19 protein-coding genes and 1 tRNA gene are annotated in these 21,777 nt (G+C 47.5%); 11 read left to right on the top strand and 9 right to left on the bottom strand.

The genetic code is table 11. The features are described from left to right. Positions 1-7 precede the first annotated feature (7 nt). The 3 genes from Q1A04_RS14500 to Q1A04_RS14490 form a co-directional block, all read right to left on the bottom strand. The gene (locus tag Q1A04_RS14500) at positions 8-1,336 is read right to left on the bottom strand and encodes a hypothetical protein (RefSeq protein ID WP_299707392.1); all 1,329 of its coding nucleotides are present in this window, start codon (positions 1,334-1,336) and stop codon (positions 8-10) included. Next, positions 1,327-2,076, bottom strand: coding sequence for an ABC transporter ATP-binding protein (locus Q1A04_RS14495; RefSeq protein WP_299707390.1), 750 nt, complete (start codon positions 2,074-2,076; stop codon positions 1,327-1,329). Before Q1A04_RS14495 ends, Q1A04_RS14500 begins: the two co-directional genes overlap by 10 nt. 515 nt (positions 2,077-2,591) lie before the next feature. After that, positions 2,592-3,272, bottom strand: a complete 681-nt coding sequence (locus Q1A04_RS14490; RefSeq protein ID WP_299707387.1) for a hypothetical protein — start codon at positions 3,270-3,272, stop codon at positions 2,592-2,594. A gap of 215 nt (positions 3,273-3,487) precedes the next feature. Here Q1A04_RS14490 and Q1A04_RS19050 point away from each other — a divergent pair, with 215 nt between their 5' ends. Then, positions 3,488-4,126 carry a rhomboid family intramembrane serine protease gene (locus Q1A04_RS19050; protein WP_366943899.1) on the top strand — a complete coding sequence of 213 codons (639 nt, stop codon included), beginning with the start codon at positions 3,488-3,490 and terminating at the stop codon, positions 4,124-4,126. A 67-nt stretch (positions 4,127-4,193) separates the two neighbouring features. On the opposite strand, the gene Q1A04_RS14485 is transcribed toward Q1A04_RS19050, so the two are convergent. After that, complete coding sequence (locus Q1A04_RS14485) at positions 4,194-4,424, bottom strand: Blp family class II bacteriocin (RefSeq protein WP_299707384.1); 231 nt, start codon at positions 4,422-4,424, stop codon at positions 4,194-4,196. Between the two features lie 100 nt (positions 4,425-4,524). Here Q1A04_RS14485 and Q1A04_RS14480 point away from each other — a divergent pair, with 100 nt between their 5' ends. Both Q1A04_RS14480 and Q1A04_RS14475 read left to right on the top strand, forming a co-directional pair. After that, the gene (locus Q1A04_RS14480; protein ID WP_299707381.1) at positions 4,525-4,803 is read left to right on the top strand and encodes a helix-turn-helix transcriptional regulator; all 279 of its coding nucleotides are present in this window, start codon (positions 4,525-4,527) and stop codon (positions 4,801-4,803) included. Positions 4,804-4,938: 135 nt separating this feature from the next. Continuing rightward, positions 4,939-5,934, top strand: a complete 996-nt coding sequence (locus Q1A04_RS14475; protein WP_299707379.1) for a hypothetical protein — start codon at positions 4,939-4,941, stop codon at positions 5,932-5,934. A gap of 4 nt (positions 5,935-5,938) precedes the next feature. On the opposite strand, the gene dcm is transcribed toward Q1A04_RS14475, so the two are convergent. After that, a complete protein-coding gene (dcm, locus tag Q1A04_RS14470) occupies positions 5,939-7,186 on the bottom strand; it encodes a DNA (cytosine-5-)-methyltransferase (RefSeq protein WP_299707376.1) in 1,248 nt (415 codons plus the stop codon). A gap of 154 nt (positions 7,187-7,340) precedes the next feature. Between dcm and Q1A04_RS14465 the strand changes: the two genes are divergently transcribed. The 6 genes from Q1A04_RS14465 (at position 7,341) to Q1A04_RS14440 (ending at position 11,695) form a co-directional block, all read left to right on the top strand. Beyond that, a tRNA-Pro gene (locus Q1A04_RS14465) sits at positions 7,341-7,414 on the top strand. A gap of 200 nt (positions 7,415-7,614) precedes the next feature. Further along, on the top strand, positions 7,615-8,487 hold the full coding sequence (locus Q1A04_RS14460) for an STAS domain-containing protein (RefSeq protein WP_299707373.1): 873 nt from the start codon (positions 7,615-7,617) through the stop codon (positions 8,485-8,487). 4 nt (positions 8,488-8,491) lie between these two features. Continuing rightward, complete coding sequence (locus tag Q1A04_RS14455; protein ID WP_299707370.1) at positions 8,492-8,902, top strand: STAS domain-containing protein; 411 nt, start codon at positions 8,492-8,494, stop codon at positions 8,900-8,902. Then, positions 8,895-9,299: an anti-sigma regulatory factor gene (locus tag Q1A04_RS14450; RefSeq protein WP_299707367.1), complete on the top strand. Its 405-nt coding sequence runs from the start codon at positions 8,895-8,897 to the stop codon at positions 9,297-9,299. The genes Q1A04_RS14455 and Q1A04_RS14450 overlap by 8 nt, the downstream gene beginning before the upstream one ends. Further along, the gene (locus tag Q1A04_RS14445; RefSeq protein ID WP_299707364.1) at positions 9,289-10,320 is read left to right on the top strand and encodes a stage II sporulation protein E; all 1,032 of its coding nucleotides are present in this window, start codon (positions 9,289-9,291) and stop codon (positions 10,318-10,320) included. The genes Q1A04_RS14450 and Q1A04_RS14445 overlap by 11 nt, the downstream gene beginning before the upstream one ends. Before the next feature lie 4 nt (positions 10,321-10,324). Next, the gene (locus tag Q1A04_RS14440; RefSeq protein ID WP_299707362.1) at positions 10,325-11,695 is read left to right on the top strand and encodes a sensor histidine kinase; all 1,371 of its coding nucleotides are present in this window, start codon (positions 10,325-10,327) and stop codon (positions 11,693-11,695) included. Positions 11,696-11,756: 61 nt separating this feature from the next. Here the strand turns inward: Q1A04_RS14440 and Q1A04_RS14435 are convergent, their stop codons facing one another. The 3 genes from Q1A04_RS14435 to Q1A04_RS14425 form a co-directional block, all read right to left on the bottom strand. Beyond that, positions 11,757-12,197: a response regulator gene (locus Q1A04_RS14435; RefSeq protein ID WP_299707359.1), complete on the bottom strand. Its 441-nt coding sequence runs from the start codon at positions 12,195-12,197 to the stop codon at positions 11,757-11,759. A gap of 259 nt (positions 12,198-12,456) precedes the next feature. Beyond that, a complete protein-coding gene (locus Q1A04_RS14430) occupies positions 12,457-13,587 on the bottom strand; it encodes a PepSY domain-containing protein (protein WP_299707356.1) in 1,131 nt (376 codons plus the stop codon). Positions 13,588-13,666: 79 nt separating this feature from the next. Next, positions 13,667-15,997, bottom strand: a complete 2,331-nt coding sequence (locus Q1A04_RS14425) for a TonB-dependent receptor (RefSeq protein WP_299707353.1) — start codon at positions 15,995-15,997, stop codon at positions 13,667-13,669. 161 nt (positions 15,998-16,158) lie between these two features. Here Q1A04_RS14425 and Q1A04_RS14420 point away from each other — a divergent pair, with 161 nt between their 5' ends. Further along, entirely contained in the window at positions 16,159-16,512 is a 354-nt protein-coding gene (locus Q1A04_RS14420; RefSeq protein WP_299707350.1) for a hypothetical protein, read from the top strand. Between the two features lie 62 nt (positions 16,513-16,574). Here Q1A04_RS14420 and paaN read toward each other — a convergent pair whose 3' ends face one another. Next, entirely contained in the window at positions 16,575-18,248 is a 1,674-nt protein-coding gene (gene paaN, locus Q1A04_RS14415) for a phenylacetic acid degradation protein PaaN (protein ID WP_299707347.1), read from the bottom strand. A 193-nt stretch (positions 18,249-18,441) separates the two neighbouring features. Here paaN and Q1A04_RS14410 point away from each other — a divergent pair, with 193 nt between their 5' ends. Then, positions 18,442-21,729 (top strand): S8 family serine peptidase, encoded by a 3,288-nt coding sequence (locus tag Q1A04_RS14410; RefSeq protein WP_299707344.1) that lies wholly within the window; start codon positions 18,442-18,444, stop codon positions 21,727-21,729. Positions 21,730-21,777: the final 48 nt, after the last annotated feature.

The following is a 21,777-nucleotide window of genomic DNA, read 5'->3' as shown; positions in this document are numbered from 1 at the left end:
AAATTATCTAGTAATACAGTTTCTTAAATAAAGCCTCTTTTTGTGAAATGTATAAGAATGGATAGCTTATTAAAGCAAATGCAGCAATTAAAATATACAATGCCATAAAGAAATAAACCCATATGGCGCTTAAGTAAGCAACAATAGGATACATACTGGCCACAGTCAGCATAGCTAGCAAACTCATGGGTATGTTTGTATTAGCCCCCATTGAAAAACTTTTTTTCAGGAAGATGGGAAATAGCAGGGAGCTGTACAGCCCTATCGCGATTAACGTAACGAAGCTTGTTAAATAATAAGCAATATGGAGTAGCAGTTTGCCCTCTAGGAAGTTAAAATAAGCTAAAGAAACGGCGGCATCTAATAGTATAGGGAATGCCAGTAACTTTAGGTAGAATAATGCTAGTGTCGCTTTTGAGTTATTAGAAATCTCAATTGCATACCACAAGTCCCTAAAATACCCCCACGCGTTGTTAAAAACATAGTTAAAAATGAGTACTGGTGATGCCATTACAAAGAACAGTGGCATCATGATCGCTTTTTCATGGCCATCCAGCCTATGGCCCTTCGATATATAGATAAAGAGAATAAATATTTTAAAAATAATGCCGAATAACAGGGGCAGCATTATCTTTCTATTATTCACTAAAACAGAAAGAGCTGCTGAAAAGCTTAAAACAAGTACTTTTCTGCTGCTGGCTTTGACTGGCTGATCACTGGATAAATGCTCCTCAAAGATGAAAGTCGCTGCGAAAAGACTAAAAAGACAAGCTACATTAATAATGACTGTGGATGAGAGTAGTAGCGCAACACCTGCTGCTAATGATAATATCAATACAACTACCGTTGTAAATACTCCTTTTTTCCTTTTAAGCCCAAAGAGTATAAGCAACACCCTCTTCAATAGGTAAGCCGACAGTAAAGCAAGCAGCCATCTAAGACCTGTATAAAAATCTAAATATTCAGAAAAAAGCGTGGTTAAGAACAGTAGTAAAAACAATACAAGTGTTATAGCACTGATAAAGTCCAACAGTAGGTTTGCTATAAACCTTGTCCTATGAGAGACTGGGTAAACCAGTGTTACAAATCGCTGCATAGGGGTATAAGAAGGAAAGAAGGCCGACAATAGTGTGATAATATAAATACTTACCATACCTATGTCTACTATCGGTTCCAGTGAAGTCTGGGAAGCTTGGCTGTCTATGGAGACTGCAAGGATATAAGAATTCACAAAAATCCCCAATCCAGCTAATAGGTAAACGGAGGATGATAACAAGTTTAGCTTATTAACAAACCCTATAGCCTTTAACTTAAGAAGTAATCCTATTAAAGCCATTGTAAGCTACTGTTTTGTTCTTTTCCAGTTTGAAGGTATTCGAAGTACCTGTCCTCAAATTGAACTTCTTGATGGTCTGTAAATGCATCCATGGTATCATCAAACACGACACTGTTATCTCTTATAACAAGCACATCTGTTATAACCTTACTCAAATGAGCGAGGTCGTGGGAAGCAATTAAAACCGTTCTTGAAGGGCTTTGGTACTGTAAGATAAGCTCAATAACTTTCTTGACAGAGAATGGATCGAGGCCAGTAAAGGGTTCATCTAAAATCAGGAAATCAGGCTTGTGCACTAAAGCAGCACAAAGTGCGACCTTTTTCTTCATACCAGTAGAAAAAGATGCCATTCTCTTCTTATAAGGCACGTCTTCAAAGAAATACTGAAGTAGCTCGTTAATCCTGTCTTCAGACTCAGCTGGTGTGAGACCATAAAGGAGGGCCATTAGTTTCAGATAGTTTAAGGCATCTAGATCTTCAATTATGTTACCTTGTTCTGATAAAAAGCCAACCTTTCGCTTTAATTCAGTAGGTAAATCCTTGTAGATGACACCATCATACCCAATACTACCTTTTTCAGGCTGCAACAACTGCACTATTAAATTCAAAATAGTGGATTTCCCTGCCCCGTTTTTGCCTAGCAACGCGTAGGCTTTGCCAGTCTTAAGCGTAAAACTGACATCCTGTAATACTACTTTACTATTAAAGGATTTACCAACACTATTAAGCTTTACTTCCATAGGTATATTCTGAATTTTAATTCAGGCAAGGGCATCTTGCCCTTGCCTGAAAATAAAACTTAATCTACTACAGTACCAATTACTGTTCCAACGCAAGTTGGTCCAAAAATCAGTGGTCCAATTACGGTGGCCCATGTTAGGGCAGTAAGGCCACAAGATATACCTGCTATAATTGCAGATTCAGTTGAGCCGCCATTCAAGTTCTCTAGTTGAATTGTATTTAACTTTTTCATTTAATTGTTTTTTTTATCTTTTAATATTTTTTTTTAATTACCAGGTAGATACCCAGTAAGCACAACTAAGCGCACTAAATGGGCTCGTGAATGCTGTAACACATGCAGCTGCACCAAGAAATGCTTCTATTTCCTCTTTTGTCAGCTCCCCTCCTTCGATAAGGGACAGTTCATTGTAGTTTAATTTTCTCATGGATTTTATTGAAATTAAAAATAAGCTACTTTTTAAAGAGCAGTAGCCAATCGCTCTACTGATGCGCATCAATTTCTTTATATAAAATTCTAGCTATAAGTAAGCTGGAAGAATAAGACAAACATAATCCAAACCAGAAGGCCTAAACCATAAGTTGATATAACAAGCCCAATAGATTTCCTAAAATTCATACTGTAGTTATAACACAATCCAACCGCAAGTAGCAGCATAAATAAAATTTCAAACATATTCAGCAGCCATAGAGGGTACCACAACAGCTCATCTACATTTGATTTCCCAATCAAACCTAGCAGTGAAAACTTATCTAAGTTTAACTCGTCATCTAACCTGTTAATCCCTATCACAAGCAGAATTAGCAAGTTTAATGCTTTGCCAATCAGAAAAACAATCGTTGCATTTGTTACAATAGCATACAGTTTTTTAAACTCTACTTTCAATCCATTCAGTGCAAAACCGATACTCACACATACTACCACAAGAGATATTTGCAACAGGTATGAGAGCGGAATAAGCAAGTGAGAAAGGTAATGCCATTTTTTTTGCACCTGAATAAGCTCACTTATCCTTTCTAGAGTCAACTGATCTCCATAAGTGTTAAAATACACTTCTTCTGTTCGTACAAAATTTTGCTGAACATAAAGGATTATAGATCCTACTAAGCAGCAAAGCAGGAAAGTAACCCAAGCATTGTTATTAAAAATATCTTGCAACTTATTGCTCCTATCGATATCGATCGCTTCTTTTTCCATTGCTTTTGTAACTTCTTGTTTTTAATTATTTTGCGTCTGCTATAGTTGTTATTTAAAACAAAGATGGTTTCTGGTACGCCTACTCGCTAAACCCATATGCTCTATTTTAGAGCTATAGGTTTTAGGTAATCAACCTGATTCTGACAATGTATCTTACAATTAGGTCCTCATTGTCTTCCTCATAATATCTTTAAAGACACCCTTAGACCAATTAAATGGGACAGGAAATTTTACAGGAGCCGGCAACAATTGGTATCATCGTTCTAACTGTAATGGTCAGCGTTACTTCGCTTTCCACCGGCAAGTTAAAGTCTGTACTATTGTTGCACCCCTATAGTATCTGGCGCCGGCAAAGATGGTACACACTTTTTACCAGCGGTTTGATACACAATAGTTGGCTACACTTGGCTGTAAATATGCTCGTGGTATTGGTGTTTGCATCCAAACTTGAAAAGGAATTTGCGTTACAAAGCGAGTGGGGACGTCTGCAGTTAGTGCTACTGTATGTATTCAGTATTATCCTAAGTAACCTTGGTGCAACCCTGCGGTATCGGAACGACTTCTTGCATAGCGCTACAGGAGCTTCGGGAGGGGCATTGGCAACACTGTGTGGATTTGCATGGCTGTACCCACTTGACAGCATGTTAATACTGCCTATTTTTGGTCCAATACCTAACCTCCTCTATCTATTAATTATTTTGGGAGCTTGCCTATATGCTGCCAGAAACAGGCAAAAAGATAGTATTGACCACTATGGTCATTTTTATGGCGGGTTGACTGGTATTATAATCACTTACTTGTATTACCCGCATACCTTACAAGTTATAATCGGAGGCTTTAATAGGCACTGGTAGGCCCATACTCAAAAAAAATTGGACGTGGCCGGAGTAATAGCCACGTCCAATTCCCAAACTATAATGTTTACCACCAATCTAAGCAAGAAGAACTGGTGCCCACTACAACGACACCAACTACAGCGCCTAATCCGTTTCCTAGTATACCTCCGGCCACTGCGCCAGCCAGCAAGGCAGTTCCACAATCTGTAGCAGTTGTGCTTCCTCCTTGAACTTTCACCATTTCATCTAAGTTTAATGTTTTCATACAATTATACTTTTGTTGCTTCCCATTATCAGGAATTGAAACAAAGTTCATGTATGACAATAACAAATGGTAAAACCATAAGTTTTAATTTATAGCTTGTGGTTTTAGGGTATAATCATTACTTTGTCAGTGCAATTTTCTTAAGTTAAATATGATAGGATCAACTGTAAGGTGTATCAGGTCACAAAAAGGCTATAGCCAAGAGTATATGGCGTTCCAATTAAATATTTCTCAGAATGCCTACTCCAAATTGGAACGTGGAGAAACAGAAATAACAGTAAGAAGAATTTACCAAATTGCTGATGTGTTAGAAGTTTCGGTTTATGAATTACTCCCACAATCTGTAGCAAGTAGCAGTATTAACTTAAAAGGGTTAACTGGGATCTTAATGAGGATACGTCTCAAGCTTTTTGCTGCTTTCACAAAGTAAGCAGCAAGTGACCTTAATAAAACATTAGCTATTCCCCCTTTCCTACTAACCTAACCCATAGGTATAGCAATTGCGTAAGCAGCTAGCATATTTACTATTTGATTGATAGCCAATTAGAAGCTAACCCAAATGTATATGCACAAGAGTTACCTCGCTTTGATAAGAGATGAAGAGGCTCAGCGAAATGTTTTGCGCCACGACAAAACGCAAAAGCTGGAAGGTATCTGCGCGGAACTTTGCTTTCAGGAGCACCTACTCCACTCTTCTTTCGAGGCTTATTCAGCCGGATGGTGGTTCCAATCGTCTGGCGACAGTTATCGGGTAATCAAGCTCTGCGTACAGGGCATTAACGAACTTACAGTGCTCGACCATCAGATTATAATGCATCTGCATGAAAGAGGCCTGCGCTGTTACGTGGTAGAGTTCGCTAGAACCGAAGGCAATTTTTATGGAAGCGCTTTCATCGGTCAGGAACTGAGTGAGTTTGTGCGGCAATGGCCTAAGACAAGAAGCCTACATCCACCTAAAAAAGCTGTTCTTCCCACCCCTATTGGTGACCTAAGAAAAGAAGACGCCATTAGGCACATACTGCACAAAGGCCTTTTATTTGAGACGGCGGTGGAGCGCCTTTTTGCCAATTTTCACCTTAGTCCGCCTACTTGGGACATCGACTACTTTGCGTTTCACAACGGGAGGCTGATCGGGTTTGAGATGAAACAGAAGTATCCCATCCGGAACGGCAACTTTGGCCTGAATACTGGTTTGGTGAACCTGTTCCGCTATCTCGCCGGAAAGGATGTAGAAGTGGCCCATGTGATCCTAACTAAACCTATTTGGGATGACAGTTATCCGGCCATCCACCTATACTCTGACAAAGAGCTGAAACAAAAATGCCTTTGGCTTGGAGCTTTGTTTGGTAGTGAAATGCACTCGGAGAAAACTTACACGGCTCCTTCCAAAACCAGTTATGGCGGTAATAGTCTTTTAAACTATCACAACATAGCGGTGCGGGAGTTTAGCAAAATAGGGGAATTTGGCAGCCTCCCGGATCTTCCGCTGCTTGCGTTTCTGGGTGGCAATTGTCCGAAGCTCACCTCACTCCGCGATATATCTGAAGTAAAGAACCGGTAAAGGTTTACATTTGAAGTGACAACTGTACCTGCGCCTTTTGCTGCTGCTCTCTGTGTGTATTGAGCGCATGCACTATCTCAGCAGCTACGGCCTCCATGAGCGGCGCCACCACCGAGTTGCCGAACTGCCGGTAAGCTTGGGTATTGGAAACAGGTATAACAAATTTGTCCGGGAAGCCCTGCAGCCTTGCGCACTCTCTCGGCGTCAGTCTGCGGGGATTAAGCCCTCCCTCCTGCGGGATCAGAATCTCGCTGCCATCCTTGTGATAGCGGGCGCTTAGCGTTCTGGCTATACCATCCAAGTTGACCAGCCCGAAGCCAAAGCCGTTGCCCTTCTCCCGATGCTTGGCCGCATAGTCCTGCAGGTACTGCCATAGTTTGTCTGACAGGGTATAGTTGGCCAGTTCTTCGCTTTCTGCTTCTAAAATGTCTTCTATACTGTGGTTTGCCTCTGGCATTTCCGGGAAGGCAAATGCCTCCTCTCCTCCGAATCTGTTTTTATCGAAGCCCACGATCAGAATGCGTTCTCTGTGCTGCGGCACATAGTGTTTGCCGTCCAGCACTTTGAAATGCACGCTATAGCCCAGTTCCGTAAGGGTTTCGAGGATTACCTGAAAGGTCTTCCGCTTATCGTGGCTGACTAGGTTTTTGACGTTCTCCAGTAGAAATGCTTTCGGTCTTTTATGCTGTAGGATTCGGGCGACATCAAAAAAGAGCGTGCCTTGGGTTTGGTCCAGAAAGCCGTGCTTACGGCCGAGGCTGTTCTTCTTCGAAACGCCGGCAAGTGAAAAAGGCTGGCAGGGGAAACCGGCAATCAGCACATCGTGGTCTGGTATGTCGCGCTCATTTACTTCGGTGATATCGCCAAAAGGCACTTCGCCGAAATTGGCGTCGTAGGTTACTTTTGCATACTTGTTCCACTCCGAGGTAAAGACACACTTGCCGTTCAGGTTCTGAAAGCCCTGCCTAAAGCCGCCTACTCCTGCAAACAGATCTATAAAGGTAAAGTCGTGACGGAGGTTCGGAGGAAATGGGACATCCCATGTTATGGGCAGCAACGATTCCAGCGTCAGTGCATCTTTCAGCTTCAGTTCCTGCGCTCGTTCCGTTATATACCTAGCCGCCGCCTCTCTGAACTTAGCGCCAGCCGGCTCTTTGTAGTTTTGCAGGTAATGTGTGAATGCCGCCAGCCTTGCGTCGTCCTTCTTACTTATATCTATCTTAAACAGGGCTTTTATGTCGCTGTATTTCATTCTTCGTCGTTCCTTTAAGCTTGCTCCGCAGCTTGGGTTTATACCTGCAGCACCACAAACAAAGATAGTAGATTTAAAGATTGAAATTAAGCGCAGACCGCAGGAAAGGGGGCTTGCGGCAATGAAGTGTTTTTGCTATGTTGCAGAAAATTTTCGGGGTGTAGCGTAGCCTGGTATCGCGCCAGCATGGGGTGCTGGAGGTCGTGGGTTCGAATCCCGCCACTCCGACTTACAAAAAGGCCTTCCTAATCTGGGAAGGCCTCTTTGCTTTTATACCATAAATTATTAAAAGGCAGCTATATTCGAAGCCTGTCCAATAATATTCTCTAACTTAGCACTTGAGCGCTTAACATCTAAGATTAATGCCTCTATCCATTTTTTAAGACGACTCTAAAACTATCACTCAAAAAGCTACGTTTGGCCCTATCATGAACACAACAGCACAAGTATTAGAGAAAAACAAAAGTCGCATCCTTGAGAAATGGATGCAGAATCAGTTATCAGAGGATTCGCTTCGTGATGATCTGATGTCCAATGAGGAGCTGCAACGTCAGTCTAAAGAAATGCTTGACGCACTACTGCGGGCCATTTCAAAAGAGAATTATGACAACATTTACGCAATCGAATTTGAGCAGGTAACCGATACGCTTCGCGATATTTCCATCACAAGAGCCCGTCAGGGTTTTAGCCCGCGCGAGACCGGCGCATACGTGCTCAGCCTGAAAAAGGCACTTAGTGAAGTCCTGATAGAGGAAAGAGCCAATGACCCTTCTACCCTGTATAAGGAAATCATGGATATCAATACCCTGCTCGACAACCTGAGCATTGTTACGTTCGAGACGTTTATCAAAGGCCGTGAAGAGGTGATCCTGCGCCAGACCGATGAGATCAGCGAAATTTCAACACCTGTGATTCGTGTTTGGGACGGTATCCTAGCACTGCCTATCATCGGTACCCTCGACAGCGCCCGCACCCAGATCGTGATGGAGAACCTGCTGCAGGAAATCGTGAACACGGGTAGCAACATCGCCATTCTGGATATATCCGGTGTACCTGCCGTTGACTCGCTTGTAGCGCAGCACTTGATCAAAACCGTAAGCGCCACCCGCCTGATGGGTGCGGAGTGTATCATTAGTGGTATACGCGCCGAAATAGCCCAGACAATCGTGCACTTGGGAATTGACCTGTCTAACATCAAGACGAAGGCCAGTCTGGCCAGCGCGCTGCAGCTTGCCTTCAGCATGACAAACCTCGAAGTGCGTAAAAACGACAAAAATAAAGGCTTCAACATAATGCGCTAACACCATGGAAAGGATACCAATACTCAAGATGGGCCCTTTCCTGCTGGTTACCATTCAGATTGACCTCTACGACAGGCTGGCCCTGACGCTGGAGAACGACCTGATCAACATGGTAAGCCAGACTGGGGCGCGGGGCGTTCTAATCGATATATCAGCAGTAAGCATCGTCGACTCTTTTATGGGCCGCATTTTGGGCAACATCGCCTCTATGTCGCGCATCATGGATGCCGAGACCGTAGTGGTGGGCATGCAGCCTGCTGTGGCTATCACACTCGTAGAACTGGGACTGACATTGCAGGGCGTGCACACCGCCCTGAACGTGGAAAAAGGCATGGAACTGCTCAACACTAAACTGATCAATAACTGGGAGCAGGACGAGGAAGAGGAGGAAGATCAGGATGATCGTAATGACTAAAGACACGATGGAGATCGTGCGAGAACAGGATGTGGTCCCTTTTCGGAACCGCGTCCGGGAGTTCAGCACGCGCATCGGTATGAGTTTGGTGAACCAGACGAAACTTATTACGGCTGCCAGTGAGCTTGTACGAAACATGCTCAAATACGCCAGCGGCGGCAAAGTAATCCTCGAAATTATCAGCCTAAACGCCAAAACCGGCGTAAGATTAACCTTCGCAGACCAAGGCCCCGGTATAGCGGACGTAGCCATGGCCATGCGCGATGGCTTCTCGACCGGCCGAAGCCTTGGTCTGGGCCTGCCCGGCGCCAAAAGACTGGTCAACGAGTTTGATCTGAAAAGCGAACCGGGCCAAGGCACCACAGTTACTGTTATCCACTGGAAACATGGACGTTAACCAACACTACCGCTTCTTAATACCTGACAGAAGCTATGCAAGCTTAACAAAAAAAGACATTACCCGACTCGCCGAGAGCTTTGCCTTGTCTGAGGCCGCCGTTGGCAAAGTCAATATCATTGTGTCGGAGATGCTCTCCAACCTTGAAAAGCACTCTACCAATGGCGGTGAGCTGCTTGTAAAAGCGATCGGCAAACCCATCAGAGGGATAGAGATCATTAGCCTAGACAATGGCCCGGGCATGAGCGACCCGGATCGCATGATGGAAGACGGGGTTTCTACCTATGGCTCGGCCGGAGAGGGACTTGGCGCTATCAAAAGGCAGGCCGATGTTTTTGACCTTTACTCCCAACCACAGGTGGGCACCGTGATTGTCGCACAAGTATACAAGAGCAGCAGTGCCGCCTCTCCCAAAAGACGCTACGAAGTAGGCAGCATCATGGTGCCGAAACCCAAAGAAGTGGACTGCGGCGATGGTTATGCCGTCATCCACCACGAACGCGGCGTTTACCTGCTCGCCCTCGATGGACTTGGCCACGGCACGAGCGCTCAGGAGGCCTCTCAACTCGCCGTCAAAACCTATTGCGAAACTCCCATAGCAGACCCGGCTTTGGCTTTACGCACCATACATAACAGCATCAGGCGAACTCGTGGGGCTGTGGGCTTTGCTGCCAGTATTGATATAGTACAGAATAAATTTAGCTACTGCGGTATCGGCAATATCGCCGGCAAACTGTTCTCAACAGAAAGCTCGCTAGGTAATATGCCGTACAAAAATGTAATCTCGTATAACGGCATACTCGGGCACAACATACCGGGGAATTTCAATAACCAGACGCTGGACTGGAACCGTAACAAAGTGCTGATTGTGCACAGCGATGGCCTTAAGTCGCGATGGGACCTGAGCCGCTACCCCACCCTTCACCGGCATATGGCTACCACCATCGCAGCCGTGCTCTACAAAGATCATAGCCGCCACACCGACGACACCCTCGTACTCGTATGTAAAGCCAAAGTATAGCCTTATGCAACGTAGTCTTCTCAAGATAAACATAGCCAATGAACTGGACGTGGTGCTGGCCTACAAGCGGGCCATGCAGCTGTCGGAAAGGACAGGTATGGCGCAGGCTAACCAGACCAAGTTCGCCACGGCTGTGTCTGAGATTTGTCGCAATGTGGTTGAACATGTGGGCAATGGCTCCATACAGTTCAGCATTGTGGGAGAAGGTGGTCATAACTATCTCGAAGCCTACATATCGGACCGTGGTCGCGGCATTGGTAACCTCGACTATATTTATGAGCGGGCAAGTTACGGCAACACTGCAACCGGTCGGGGAATGGGCATCGTCAACTCCCGAAAGCTGGTCGACTTCTTTGAAATAGAAACTGAGAGCGAACAGGGCACGCAGGTGACGCTGCGTAAACGCATCCCTGCCCAGTCCCCTATTATCACCAAAAGTCTGCTGGAGCTTTGGCTACGGGAATTTCAGGACGAGGCGGGTATCTCGCCTTACGAAGAGATTAAGAAGCAGAACATGCAGCAGCTTGAGCTTTTGGAAAAGCTACGCCTGCGCAACCTAGAGGCCGAACAGCAACTGCAGGAAATCAGGCGCCTTAACCTACAACTACAGGATTATAATTCTGAGATCAACACCTTATCGGAAGAGCGTGAGCGCCGCAATCTGGAGTTGCAGAAAGTGAATGCCGACCTCGATGCTTTTGCCCACACCGTGTCGCACGACCTGCGCGCGCCGCTGCAAAATATGGGCGGCATTATTAATTTGCTTGAAAACAGTGTGCATACCGGCAACAGTGAAGATGTGGCCTACCTGATGCCGCTTCTCCGTGAGCAGACTTACAAAATGGATAAGATGATCACCGGTATTCTGGCCTACTCTCTCGCCGGGCATCACAGCATTAACCGCGAAATAGTGGCTGTGGATGCCGTATTGAAAAAGGTGCTTGAGTCGCTGTACATTCCGGCAACTTTCAAAATAAGTATTGCCAAGGACTTACCTGTTTTGTATACCCAAGAGATCTACCTCTACCAGATTTTCAGCAACCTGATTGGCAATGCCGTGAAGTACCATGACAGACCGGAAGAGGCTACAATACAGGTATATTGCACCTACGAGTCCGATGGGATTCATTTTATAGTGCAGGATAACGGTCCCGGTATAAATCCCGAAGATCAGGAGCAGATATTCAGCAAATACGAGACGCTCGGTCAATACCTTAACCGGATTGATAGCTCTGGACTGGGCCTTGCCATCGTCAAACGCATACTGGAAGAGAAGTCGGGCAAGGTATGGGTGGAATCAGAAGGACGGGGTGCCCGCTTCATATTCACTTGGCCCGCCAAGGAAATTGTGCGGGAAGAAGAGGACGCCGAGTAAAAAGAAAAAGTCTGTATACCTTACGGTAAACAGACTTCGCTATTATCTGGTCAGAGATTTCTTATTTGTTGCGCTGCTGAAAGAACTCTCTCAAGATCTCCTTTACATCGTGGTTGGTAAGCGCCTTGGAGTAATGCTTTTTCACTTTCTTAAAACTCTTAATGCGCTCCAGATCATAAAAGCTTGCAGAGGAGGTGAGCATCAGGATAATCACGTGATCGCCCGCATCCAAGCCTAAGCGCTGGTATTCCTCCAAAAACTCAAAGCCATCCATCATAGGCATCTTAATGTCCAGAAATATCAGATTCGGACATTTATAAGTCGCATCAGGTGTGGCGGTACAGGCTTTGCTCAAGTAGTCTATCGCTTCTCTTCCATTCTTGAGCACTTTTATTTCTTTGGCCACCTTCATGTCGGTCAGAAGGCGCCTGTTTAAGTAGTTGGTCGTATCGTCATCATCCACCAACAGCACTAAGTCAAGCATATTAGATGCTTCCGTCATAGTCAGATTTCGTTTTATCTTTTGATATACAGCACGGGTTATCCCGGACGATTCCGCATCCGGTTGAGCCACTAACATATTAAAAACAATTAATGTTCAGTATTGTCTGAATTTGTAACCCATGCCACATGACGGCTGCGTACAAACATTTATGCTATTGCGCCAAAATTACACTATTGAACCGAAAGTGTAAAGTTTATTTATTGTTATGACGCACTATTGTTTTAGATTTTAAGATTACTTCTATACCTGTTATTAGTCAGGCTGTAACATGGCGCCCTGTTATTACATAGCCTTTTCGCTTCTTTTTGCCTCTGCCCCTCCAAATGATAATTCCGGTGATCCATAGCAAAGCCGGCATTAGCCCTAGGAAAAACCAGAGAATACGGGTTATAACACCTCCTATCTCCCCAAAATGAATTGGCACAAACCAGTTGCGGGTGATCTTGCGGCCTATCGGGGCCGTGTTGGGGTTGTAGTCGTACACGATGCTGCCCGAGTACTGGTCAAGGTATACCATCGGGCGGTTTTGTGGCCCCGCCTCCAAGTTTTTAGAGGCCATGTAGGTTAGATTTACTGTTCCTATGCTGTCGGCAGGAAGGGTCAGGGTTCGTGGCACATAAGCAGGGTATAGACCATCCATGTAGTCCAGTACTTGGTAAACATTCAGAGAAGGTTTGCCTGCCTGAGAGCTTGACCTCAGTTTCTTGACATAAGGAGTAGGTTCCTTCGCCATGGTAATGGTATCGACCACGCCCTGCGCTTTCTCTTGAAAACCAAAATACGCACCGGTAATGGCAGCCAGAAACAACGGGATACTGAAGTAGAACCCGAATACATTGTGCAAGTCGTAGTTGCGCCGCTTAAATGATGCATTCGCCTTCAGACGAAGACCATCCCGCAGGTTACGTTTCTTGCGGGGCATCCACAGGTATAGCCCCGAAGAAAGCAGCACAAAAGCCAAAAGCAGTGCACTGGTCCCTGTAATAAGCGCGCCATTCTCCCCTATGGTCAGGTGACGGTGCAGGTCCAGTATCCCGTCCATCACGCCGCGCCGTTTTTCCATTTGGCCAAGGTATGCGCCGGTGCTGGCATCAAAGAAAAGGAACTGTTTATTTCCCCGCACCTTCACGATATAGTTCCCGAGTTCACGCACCGGGAAGAAAATGCTGGTTACCTCCCCACCGAATTCTGCCTCCGCGTTTTTTACGACGACCCGCACATCCACCAGCTTTGCGTCCGGGTTGGAGGCTTTGTAGAGTTCAGGGTAGAGCGCCACCGTCAGCTCTGGCTGAAAAACGTAAAGCGAACCCGTCAGGCCCACCACTGCCAGCACGCCACCCGCCGTCAGACCGATCCAGAGGTGCAATTGTAGCATCAGTTTGCGCATATACCTAAACTTTAAATCGGCGACACAGCCTTTGAAGGACATGTCGCCGATAGTTTTATAATCTTTATTTTATCTACCTCTAAAAGCGAACACCTACCGTGCCTTGGATCGTAGTTGGTGCACCCGGCATAATCACCGTCACAGACTGAGAGCCTTCGTAGTATTCCACGTTCGTCAGGTTTTTCACATTCACTGCCGCATGGTAGCGCTTGCTGTTGTAAAACAGGGTGGCATCGTAACGGGTATAGCCCGGCAACATAAAGCTATTGGCGTCATCAACCGGTCTGTCTTCCACATAGGTGAAACCACCTCCAATGCCTAAGCCTTTCAGGATACCCTCCTGCAGTTCGTAGGTGGTCCAGAGGCTGGCGTTGTTATACCCTACTCCTCTGAATCGTCTACCTACGGTGCGTTTCGGATCATCGGCGCTCAGCGCGTCTTTTGTAACGCGGGCATCTGTATAGGTATAGGTCGCGATCATGTTTAGGCCCGGCAGCAATTCTCCGGTAATGTCCGTTTCCAAACCTTTACTCTGTACCTCACCAAGCTGCACACTGGCACCGCTCTGCGTTGGGTGCGGCACCACTACATTCTGGCGTGTGATGTCAAAGTAGGCCACGGTAAGGTTTACGCGATCGTTCAACAAGCCGATTTTAGTTCCCGCCTCATACTGTGTGGAAGTTATTGGTTTGAAAGCCTCCCCTTCCAGTGTCTGGCCTATACCCGGCTGGAAACCGTTAGAGTAGTTCGCGTAAACGGATACCGGACCGTATACCTCATACAATACCCCCACTCGCGGGTTAAAGGCTCGGTTTTTCTGCACAGAGGTTTCCTCTTTTATTCTGTTCTCTTTCTCCTGCTCCCAGAAATCGTAGCGGCCACCCACCAGTACTTTCAGTCGCTGGTTTACCGTGATAAAGTCTTGCAGGTAGAAGCCCATTACGTTAACTCTGTCTTGGTAGTCCTGCGAGTAGGTCAGCAGCGAGTAGTCTTTCGGCTTTGGCGTGTACTGTGGGTTCTGAATATCGAACACATCGTATGGCGCGCGCTTCACCCAGATGTCGAATACCGAACTGGAAAGCTCCACACCGCCCACGGCTTTGTGCTCAATCATAGAACCAGTGTTGAAAGACGCGTACAGTTCGTTCTGCGTAGCCAAGTTCCTGTCGTAGGTGTCTTGGTCCTGATGCTGGCGGTTGATGCGGAAGGAGCCGTCTTTCAATGCGGTTGTCTGCTCGATCACATCACGGGTCTCAGTCGCGTAGTTGTAGTTGAAGGCATGGCGGAAGCTTAGCGCCTCAGAGAATTTGTGCTGCAGGTTGTACTGCACCAATCGGTTTTTAAACTTGCCTGTATTGTCCGGCTCTATCAGCACGCGGCTTCTCGACACGGGGGCGATCTGGCCATTGATGGAGAAAATGCCACGGTCAGAAGGCTGGCTATGGTCTAGGTACTCCGCCTCTACCGTCAGGCTTGTTTTGTCAGAGAAGTCATAAGTAAGAGAGGGTGCTACAAAAATGCGGTTCGTCTTCACGAAGTCGCGGTAGCTGTCAGCACGCTCATAAGCGGCGTTCAGTCTATACTTGAGGGTCTTGCTTTCGTTGATAGCGCCGCCCAGATCGATAGCCGGTCGGATCAAACCGAAGTTGTTAGTTGTAAACTGTATGTCCTGAAAGGTATGGGCCGTAGGTTTTTTGGTGGATATATTCACCATACCACCCGGATCGCTCACACCGTAGAGCACGGAGGCCGGGCCTTTCATCACCTCGATCTGCTGGATGTTGGCACTCTCACGGTAGGTACGCACCGTGTTACGGAAACCGTTTTTGAACACGCTCTGCATATCGGTGCGGAAGCCCCTGATCTGGAAAATATCGGAACGGCCGCCGAAGCCCGTCTCCATGGACACACCACTTACGTTACGCATGGCGTCTTCTAGTCGCAGCACCTGCAACTGGTCCAGCGCCCTGCGCGACACCACCTGTACCGACTGCGGCACCGATTTAATAGGGGCTTCCATTTTAGTGGCGGTAGTGGCCGTGCGCTGTAGATATTCGCCGCTGCGGTGGGCCGTTACCTGCACTTCACCAAGGGCGTGTGAGGAAGAGGCTAGATCGATGTTCACAAAAGCAGCCTTGCCGCCTGCTATCTGCATCTCCTGCTTCTGGAGCGTATAGCCTATACCTGAGGCTACTAAGGTATAGCTGCCGGCTGGTATGCTTTTGATCAGGAATTTGCCTTCATCATCGGTGGTGGATCCATAAGAAGTGCCTTCCAGTCCAACGCTGATGCCGGCAATTCCCTCGCCTCGTTCTGATTGAATGCGGCCTTCTATGCGGCCTGTTGTCTGTGCATATGCCTGCTGTGCCAAAAGCACGAGCGCGCACAGGATGGTAAGAATACGGTGCATTTTTGCTTATTTAGATTAATTCTAAGAAGTGCTGCAAAAGTAAACACCAAATCAATAAGTCAAAACAACTATTTAGATATTTTCTAAATAAGTGACCAAAGTCATCTATTCGTATGCTATACCCGTCGCATTACATCCTTTTAAGCTCTTTTTAAGTATTTATGGAGGAAACGCCACATAACAGTGGTGTAGAAGCGATCATTCTATACATGAAAGATATGGACACTTACAATTTGAAACCTGAACATATGCGTGCACCCAATAATCTGACTCGTGAGGAAATTCAGAAAAGCCTTGAGGAACTGGACAGCAAAATCAAAACCCTTAAGGGGCGTGTGAACGCCACGGCTGCCGACTCTCACCATACTTACCATGAGCACATCGCGGCCTTGGAGACCAAGCGTGAGTTGATCGCCAGGAAGCTGGGGGATGAGGAGGACAGCCAAAGCAAATGGCAGGGCCTGAAAGACGGCCTAGACAACCTCAAAAAAGACATGGACAATCTGTTTAAGTAAAAAACAAAAAGCTCCGGCACTAGGTATAGTGCCGGAGCTTTTTGTTTTAGGGTCGATCCAACTTAGCCAGCAACAGGCTCTCTGAAGCCTACCCAAGTAAAGCGCTTGATCACAAACTCCGGGTTTGTGAAGGAAGCGTTACCCGCCGGGTTGCCACCTGTTACGTGGAAGTCAGAGAAGGCCGCATTCTGGTTCACATAAATGCCACCGGTCAGGTTAAAGCTCACGGCTGTTCCCGCCAGTCCCATCTCATCCATGATTTTCTCTTTGGTAGCCTCGTCAGTAGTATAGGCACCGCAGGAGATCGCACCGTAGTTCATCGCCATTTCTTTCGCTAGCTCAATGGACTGGTCCGTGCTCTCGGTTTTGATCACCAAGGCAATCGGGCCGAACAGCTCGCGGCTAAAGCTTTCTTTATCCGTGGCGTCCACTTCATAAATCACCGGTGTGCAGGTACGGGCGTTGGCGAACATCGGGTTGCTGAAGTCGCAAGTGCTCAATACTTCTTTGCCTTTTACACTAGCTGCTTCTTTCACGCGCTCGCTTGTAGCCGGGTTCTGGATAGCTCCCAAAATGTGCGGGCCCGCCTTCGGGTTGTTCACCAAACCTGATACAGCATCGGCGAGTTTCTTCACTACCTCTTCGTAAGGCACTGTCTCCTCCCCTACTTTTACGCCAGACGCAGGCACGAAAAAGTTCTGCGGGGCGGTGCACATCTGGCCCGAGTACAGGCTAAGCGAAAACGCGAGGTTCTGCGCTACCTTATCCAAGTCCTGCATGGAGTCGAGTATGATCGAGTTCACACCTGTTTTCTCGGTAAAGGTTGTCTTGCCCGGCAGGCTCTCCACGTAGTTACCAAATTCAGTACCGCCGGTATAGTCGATCAGCTTAACTTTCGGGTGCTCCGCCAGTTCTTTAGTGATCAAGCGGTCATCGGCATCCACGCCCAGTTGGCAGATGTAAGGGCTCAAGCCGTTTTCGATGAGCACTTTCTGTAACTCCGCCACTACGATCGCAATTGGGAGCACAGCCTTCGGGTGTGGTTTAATGATAACCGGGTTACCTGTCACTAAGCTCGCATACATACCGGGCACGGTGTTCCAAGTCGGGAAAGTGGAGCAGCCGATCACAAGGCCTATACCCTTTGGCACAGCGCGCCACGATTTATTCAGCTTCAGGTTATACTTGCCCATTGGCTTTTCCCACTCCATGCTCTCCGGAAAGCGGGTCTGCTCTTCATAGCCGGAGGCGATGGCCTCTAGCGCGCGATCGGCGGCGTGCGGACCTGAAGCCTGAAAAGACATCATGTAGGCCTGCCCTGTCGTGTGCATGGTCGCGTAGGCGATCTCAAAGAAACGCTCCTTCATACGCTCCAGCGACTCTACCAGTATCGCAGCACGGTCAACCGGCTTTACCTTGCGCCACTGGTGGAAGGCTTCGTCAGCACGCGACACCAACGTCTCTACGCTGAAATAGGGATATTTCACGCCTAGCTGCTGCTGTTCGTAAGGAGATTCCTCCTGTCCAACCCAATTTTCAGCACCATCGTGCACCAATTCCTCAAACCTGTTGTTCAGAAACTGCTTGTACTTTTCACGACCCTCTTTGTCAGCGTTTTCGCCATAGATATCTGGCATCGGATTCTCTGGGTACTGGGCAAAAAAACGGCGCTCGTGCAGGGCTTTCACGGCGGTTTCTATAGTAGTAAGATGTTTATTTTTCAAATCTGATGTCATAGTATTTATTTTATATAATTAAACACATATATTAGAATCAATTGTTGGAAAGTTACGTATTTTTTTGATAAGCATGGGGATGCTTTCAAAATTTCAGCCCCATTGTATGCGCTAAAACAGTCTTCTTGGCCTAAGCAAGGGAGACATCTTTTACCTAATAGTTTAATATGATATAATGTTTACCCCTTGGGCAGTGTTAAATCGCTGCATACTTTCTTTCCTTTGTGTGTGTTTTTCGTTTACCCATCTAGCCGCTCAGCAGCTGCCGGCCGGTACGGGAATCGGGAACGCCACCAAACCGCATACGGTCGTTTACAAACTGAAGGGGCACGCCGTCACCCAGCAGCCTCCGGCGTACGGCCGTACCCTGCAGGAAGCGCTTCAACGGGTGGGTGCCAAGGCTGTGCAACAGAAATTTCCGCAAAAATCCCCCACGCATTATACCCGAAAGGCACATGTGGACCTGTCGCTTATTTATGAGCTCACATACGAGCCGAGCAAAAGCTTAGAGGAGGTCCAACAAGTGCTGATGGCTTCTGGTTTAGTGGAGTATGTGGAGCCGCTCTATGAACGCGTCCCGCTCTATCAGCCCAACGATCCCGCCTCAGACTCAACCAAAACCACGCAGGCTTACCTAAAACTAATTCAGGCCTATGGCGCATGGGCGGTGCAGAAGGGCGACACCAATATCATTATCGGCATACTGGACACCGGCTTTAGGCTGACCCACGAAGACATCCGCAATAAGATCAAGTATAACCATGACGATCCCATAGACGGCATAGACAACGACGGCGATGGCCTTGTGGACAACTTTGTCGGCTGGGATTTCGCAGACAGAGACAATAACACCCATGACGACACTCCCTACCGTGGCCATGGCGTGGCTGTGGCCGGCACAGCGATTGGGGAAGCAGACAATGGCATAGGCATAGCGGGTACGGGGTTCAACACGAAGTTTATGCCTCTTAAAGTTTTCCCCTCCACGTCTACTGGCAGTTTTGGGGGATATGAGGCCATTGTATACGCAGCTGACAAGGGGTGCAGCATCATTAACCTGTCATGGGGAGGCGAAGGTTCGTCCAAATACGAGCAGGATATTATTAACTATGCCGTATTTGACCGCGATGTGGTGATTGTGGCGTCGGGTGGAAACACCAACGCTTTTGTCAACATCTTTCCGGCCGCATACGACAATGTGTTGTCTGTGGGCGGTATAAATAAAGACATCAAAACCAATAATCATACATGGAACTACAAGATTGACCTGACAGCCCCTAGCGCCAGTGTTTACACCACTACCATAAGCCGCGATAACTCCTATGGCGGAGGGACGGGCACCTCGTATGCATCGCCTCAGGTAGCGGGTGCCGCGGCGCTTTTGCGTTCACATCTGCCCCACCTCAATGCCATGCAGGTGATGGAGCGCCTCCGTGCCACTTCCGACGACATCTACCACCTGCCTGAAAATGCGCCATACTTCGAAAAGCTGGGTAAAGGCCGCCTGAACATGAAGCGTGCCCTGCTCGAAACAGGTATTAAGTCAGTTCGCTGCACCTCTTTTGGGATCGCTGACGACAAAGTGGCTCAGATTGGTGACACGCTGCTGCTCCACATCAATTTGACGAATTACCTTGACCCTACCACAGCTTTAGCGGTTAAATTGACTTCACCTTCTCCTTTTATTAAGATCGTGGACGATGCGCTAACAGTGGGCGCCATGGCAAGCTTGTCTTCCCGTGAAAACCAGAGCACACCATTCCGGTTTGTGGTCCAGCCAGATGCGCCACTCAACGCCCTCGCTACTTTTAGGCTTGGTTTCATCGACGGGACCTACCAAGATTTTCAGTATTTCCAAATACCCGTGAACCCAGACTACATCACGCTCACGGCCAACAACCTGCACATGACCCTAAACAGCAAAGGCAACATTGGGTACAACGGCTATAATTTCAGACAGGGTATCGGTATTACATACAAGGGCAGCAATTCCATGCTTTTCGAAGGCGGGCTACTCATCGCGTCGGCACCGGACCGTATCTCAGACAACGTGCGCAACGCCAGTTGGCAGACCGACAACGACTTTGTGCCGCAACAGCCGATCAGGATGCGCTACAATCAACCGTACAAGCAGGAAGTGCATGGTCTGATGAAGGATAAATTTCCCGCCCCCGGTCAAGCGGGAGTGGCCGTCAGTTACAAAGGTATGGCTTGGAGCGAAGACCCGGATGCGGATTACATCATATTGGAATACTTGATCCAGAACATCACGCCGGATACTATTCATACCCTGCATGCCGGCATATTTGCCGACTGGAATATCGGCGACCCATACCTTAACATCGCCGACTGGGATGAGCAGACGCAAATGGGCTATGTGTATAACAAGGGTTATGCCGCAACTTACGCCGGCATCAAACTGCTAACCTACACGCCTCCCTCCTACTATGCCATAGACAACCTTTCGGGTGGATCTTCCACGTTCGCGATAGCCGATGGCTTTAACGCCCAAGAAAAGTACAGAACGCTTTCCGGAGGTATAAGCCGCAAGCGGGCATGGGGAAACGGAAATGGCAATGATGTGTCGCATGTGGTGGGCACAACCGCCCAGCAACTGTCCCCCGGTGAAACCCAGCTGGTAGCATTCGCCATTGTGGCCGGCGATGACTTGGAGCGTCTGCGGGATAACGCCAAAGCGGCCCAAATGCAGTTCCTGCGTCTTAAAGCCGGGCCAACTCCTTTGGCTATTAGCGATACCGTCTGCATCGGCACAAGTTTACATGTGGCTCCCTCCAATGGCAAACGGTTCAAGTTTTACGCTGACGAGGCCAAAACTAACCTGATTGCCACAGGTCCGAGCTTGGAGCTGCTTGACCTAAGCCAAAATGTGGAGCTCTTTGTGTGCAACGCAGATTCCGTGATTGATAGTCCGCTGGTGCCAATTCGCGTGGTGGTGGCCAATACTCCGGAGGCGGGCTTTAGCATTGCGCAGGAAGAGGAGATACAGGTTGGCAAACGCGTCGCTTTCCGTAACGAAACCAAACACGGTGATAACTGGATGTGGCACTTCGGGAATGGCGACACCTCCACCGAAAAAGAACCATCTTATACATATTCTGAGCCCGGCAAGTATGAGGTGCTTCTTGTTGCCGGCAGCAATTTTGGATGCTCTGAAGATTCGGTCATACAACAGATCGAAGTGATAAAGGCACAGGAGGCGCCTAATGTAAATGCTAGCCAGTTCCAGTTATACCCTAACCCGGCGACGCATGAGTTGCGTGTCACGCTACCTACGGCTAATGCAGCACTAACACTTTATATGACGGACAGTATGGGCCGGCGAATCGCACCGCCGGTTCTAAAGCGCCTGCCACAAGAGGCTATGTTCGATTTATCAGGTATGGCTGAGGGATTATACATCGTTCAGCTGACCTGCGAGAATACCACCCTTATTAAGCGCTTGGTAGTTATTCGCCCTTAAGACGCTAAATTGCATTAATTAAAATAAAAAGGCCCCGCTCATGAGCGG

Origin of the sequence: uncultured Pontibacter sp., assembly GCF_947499215.1 — a bacterium.
Classification (GTDB): domain Bacteria; phylum Bacteroidota; class Bacteroidia; order Cytophagales; family Hymenobacteraceae; genus Pontibacter.
This window is presented reverse-complemented; position numbering and strand designations above follow the sequence as displayed.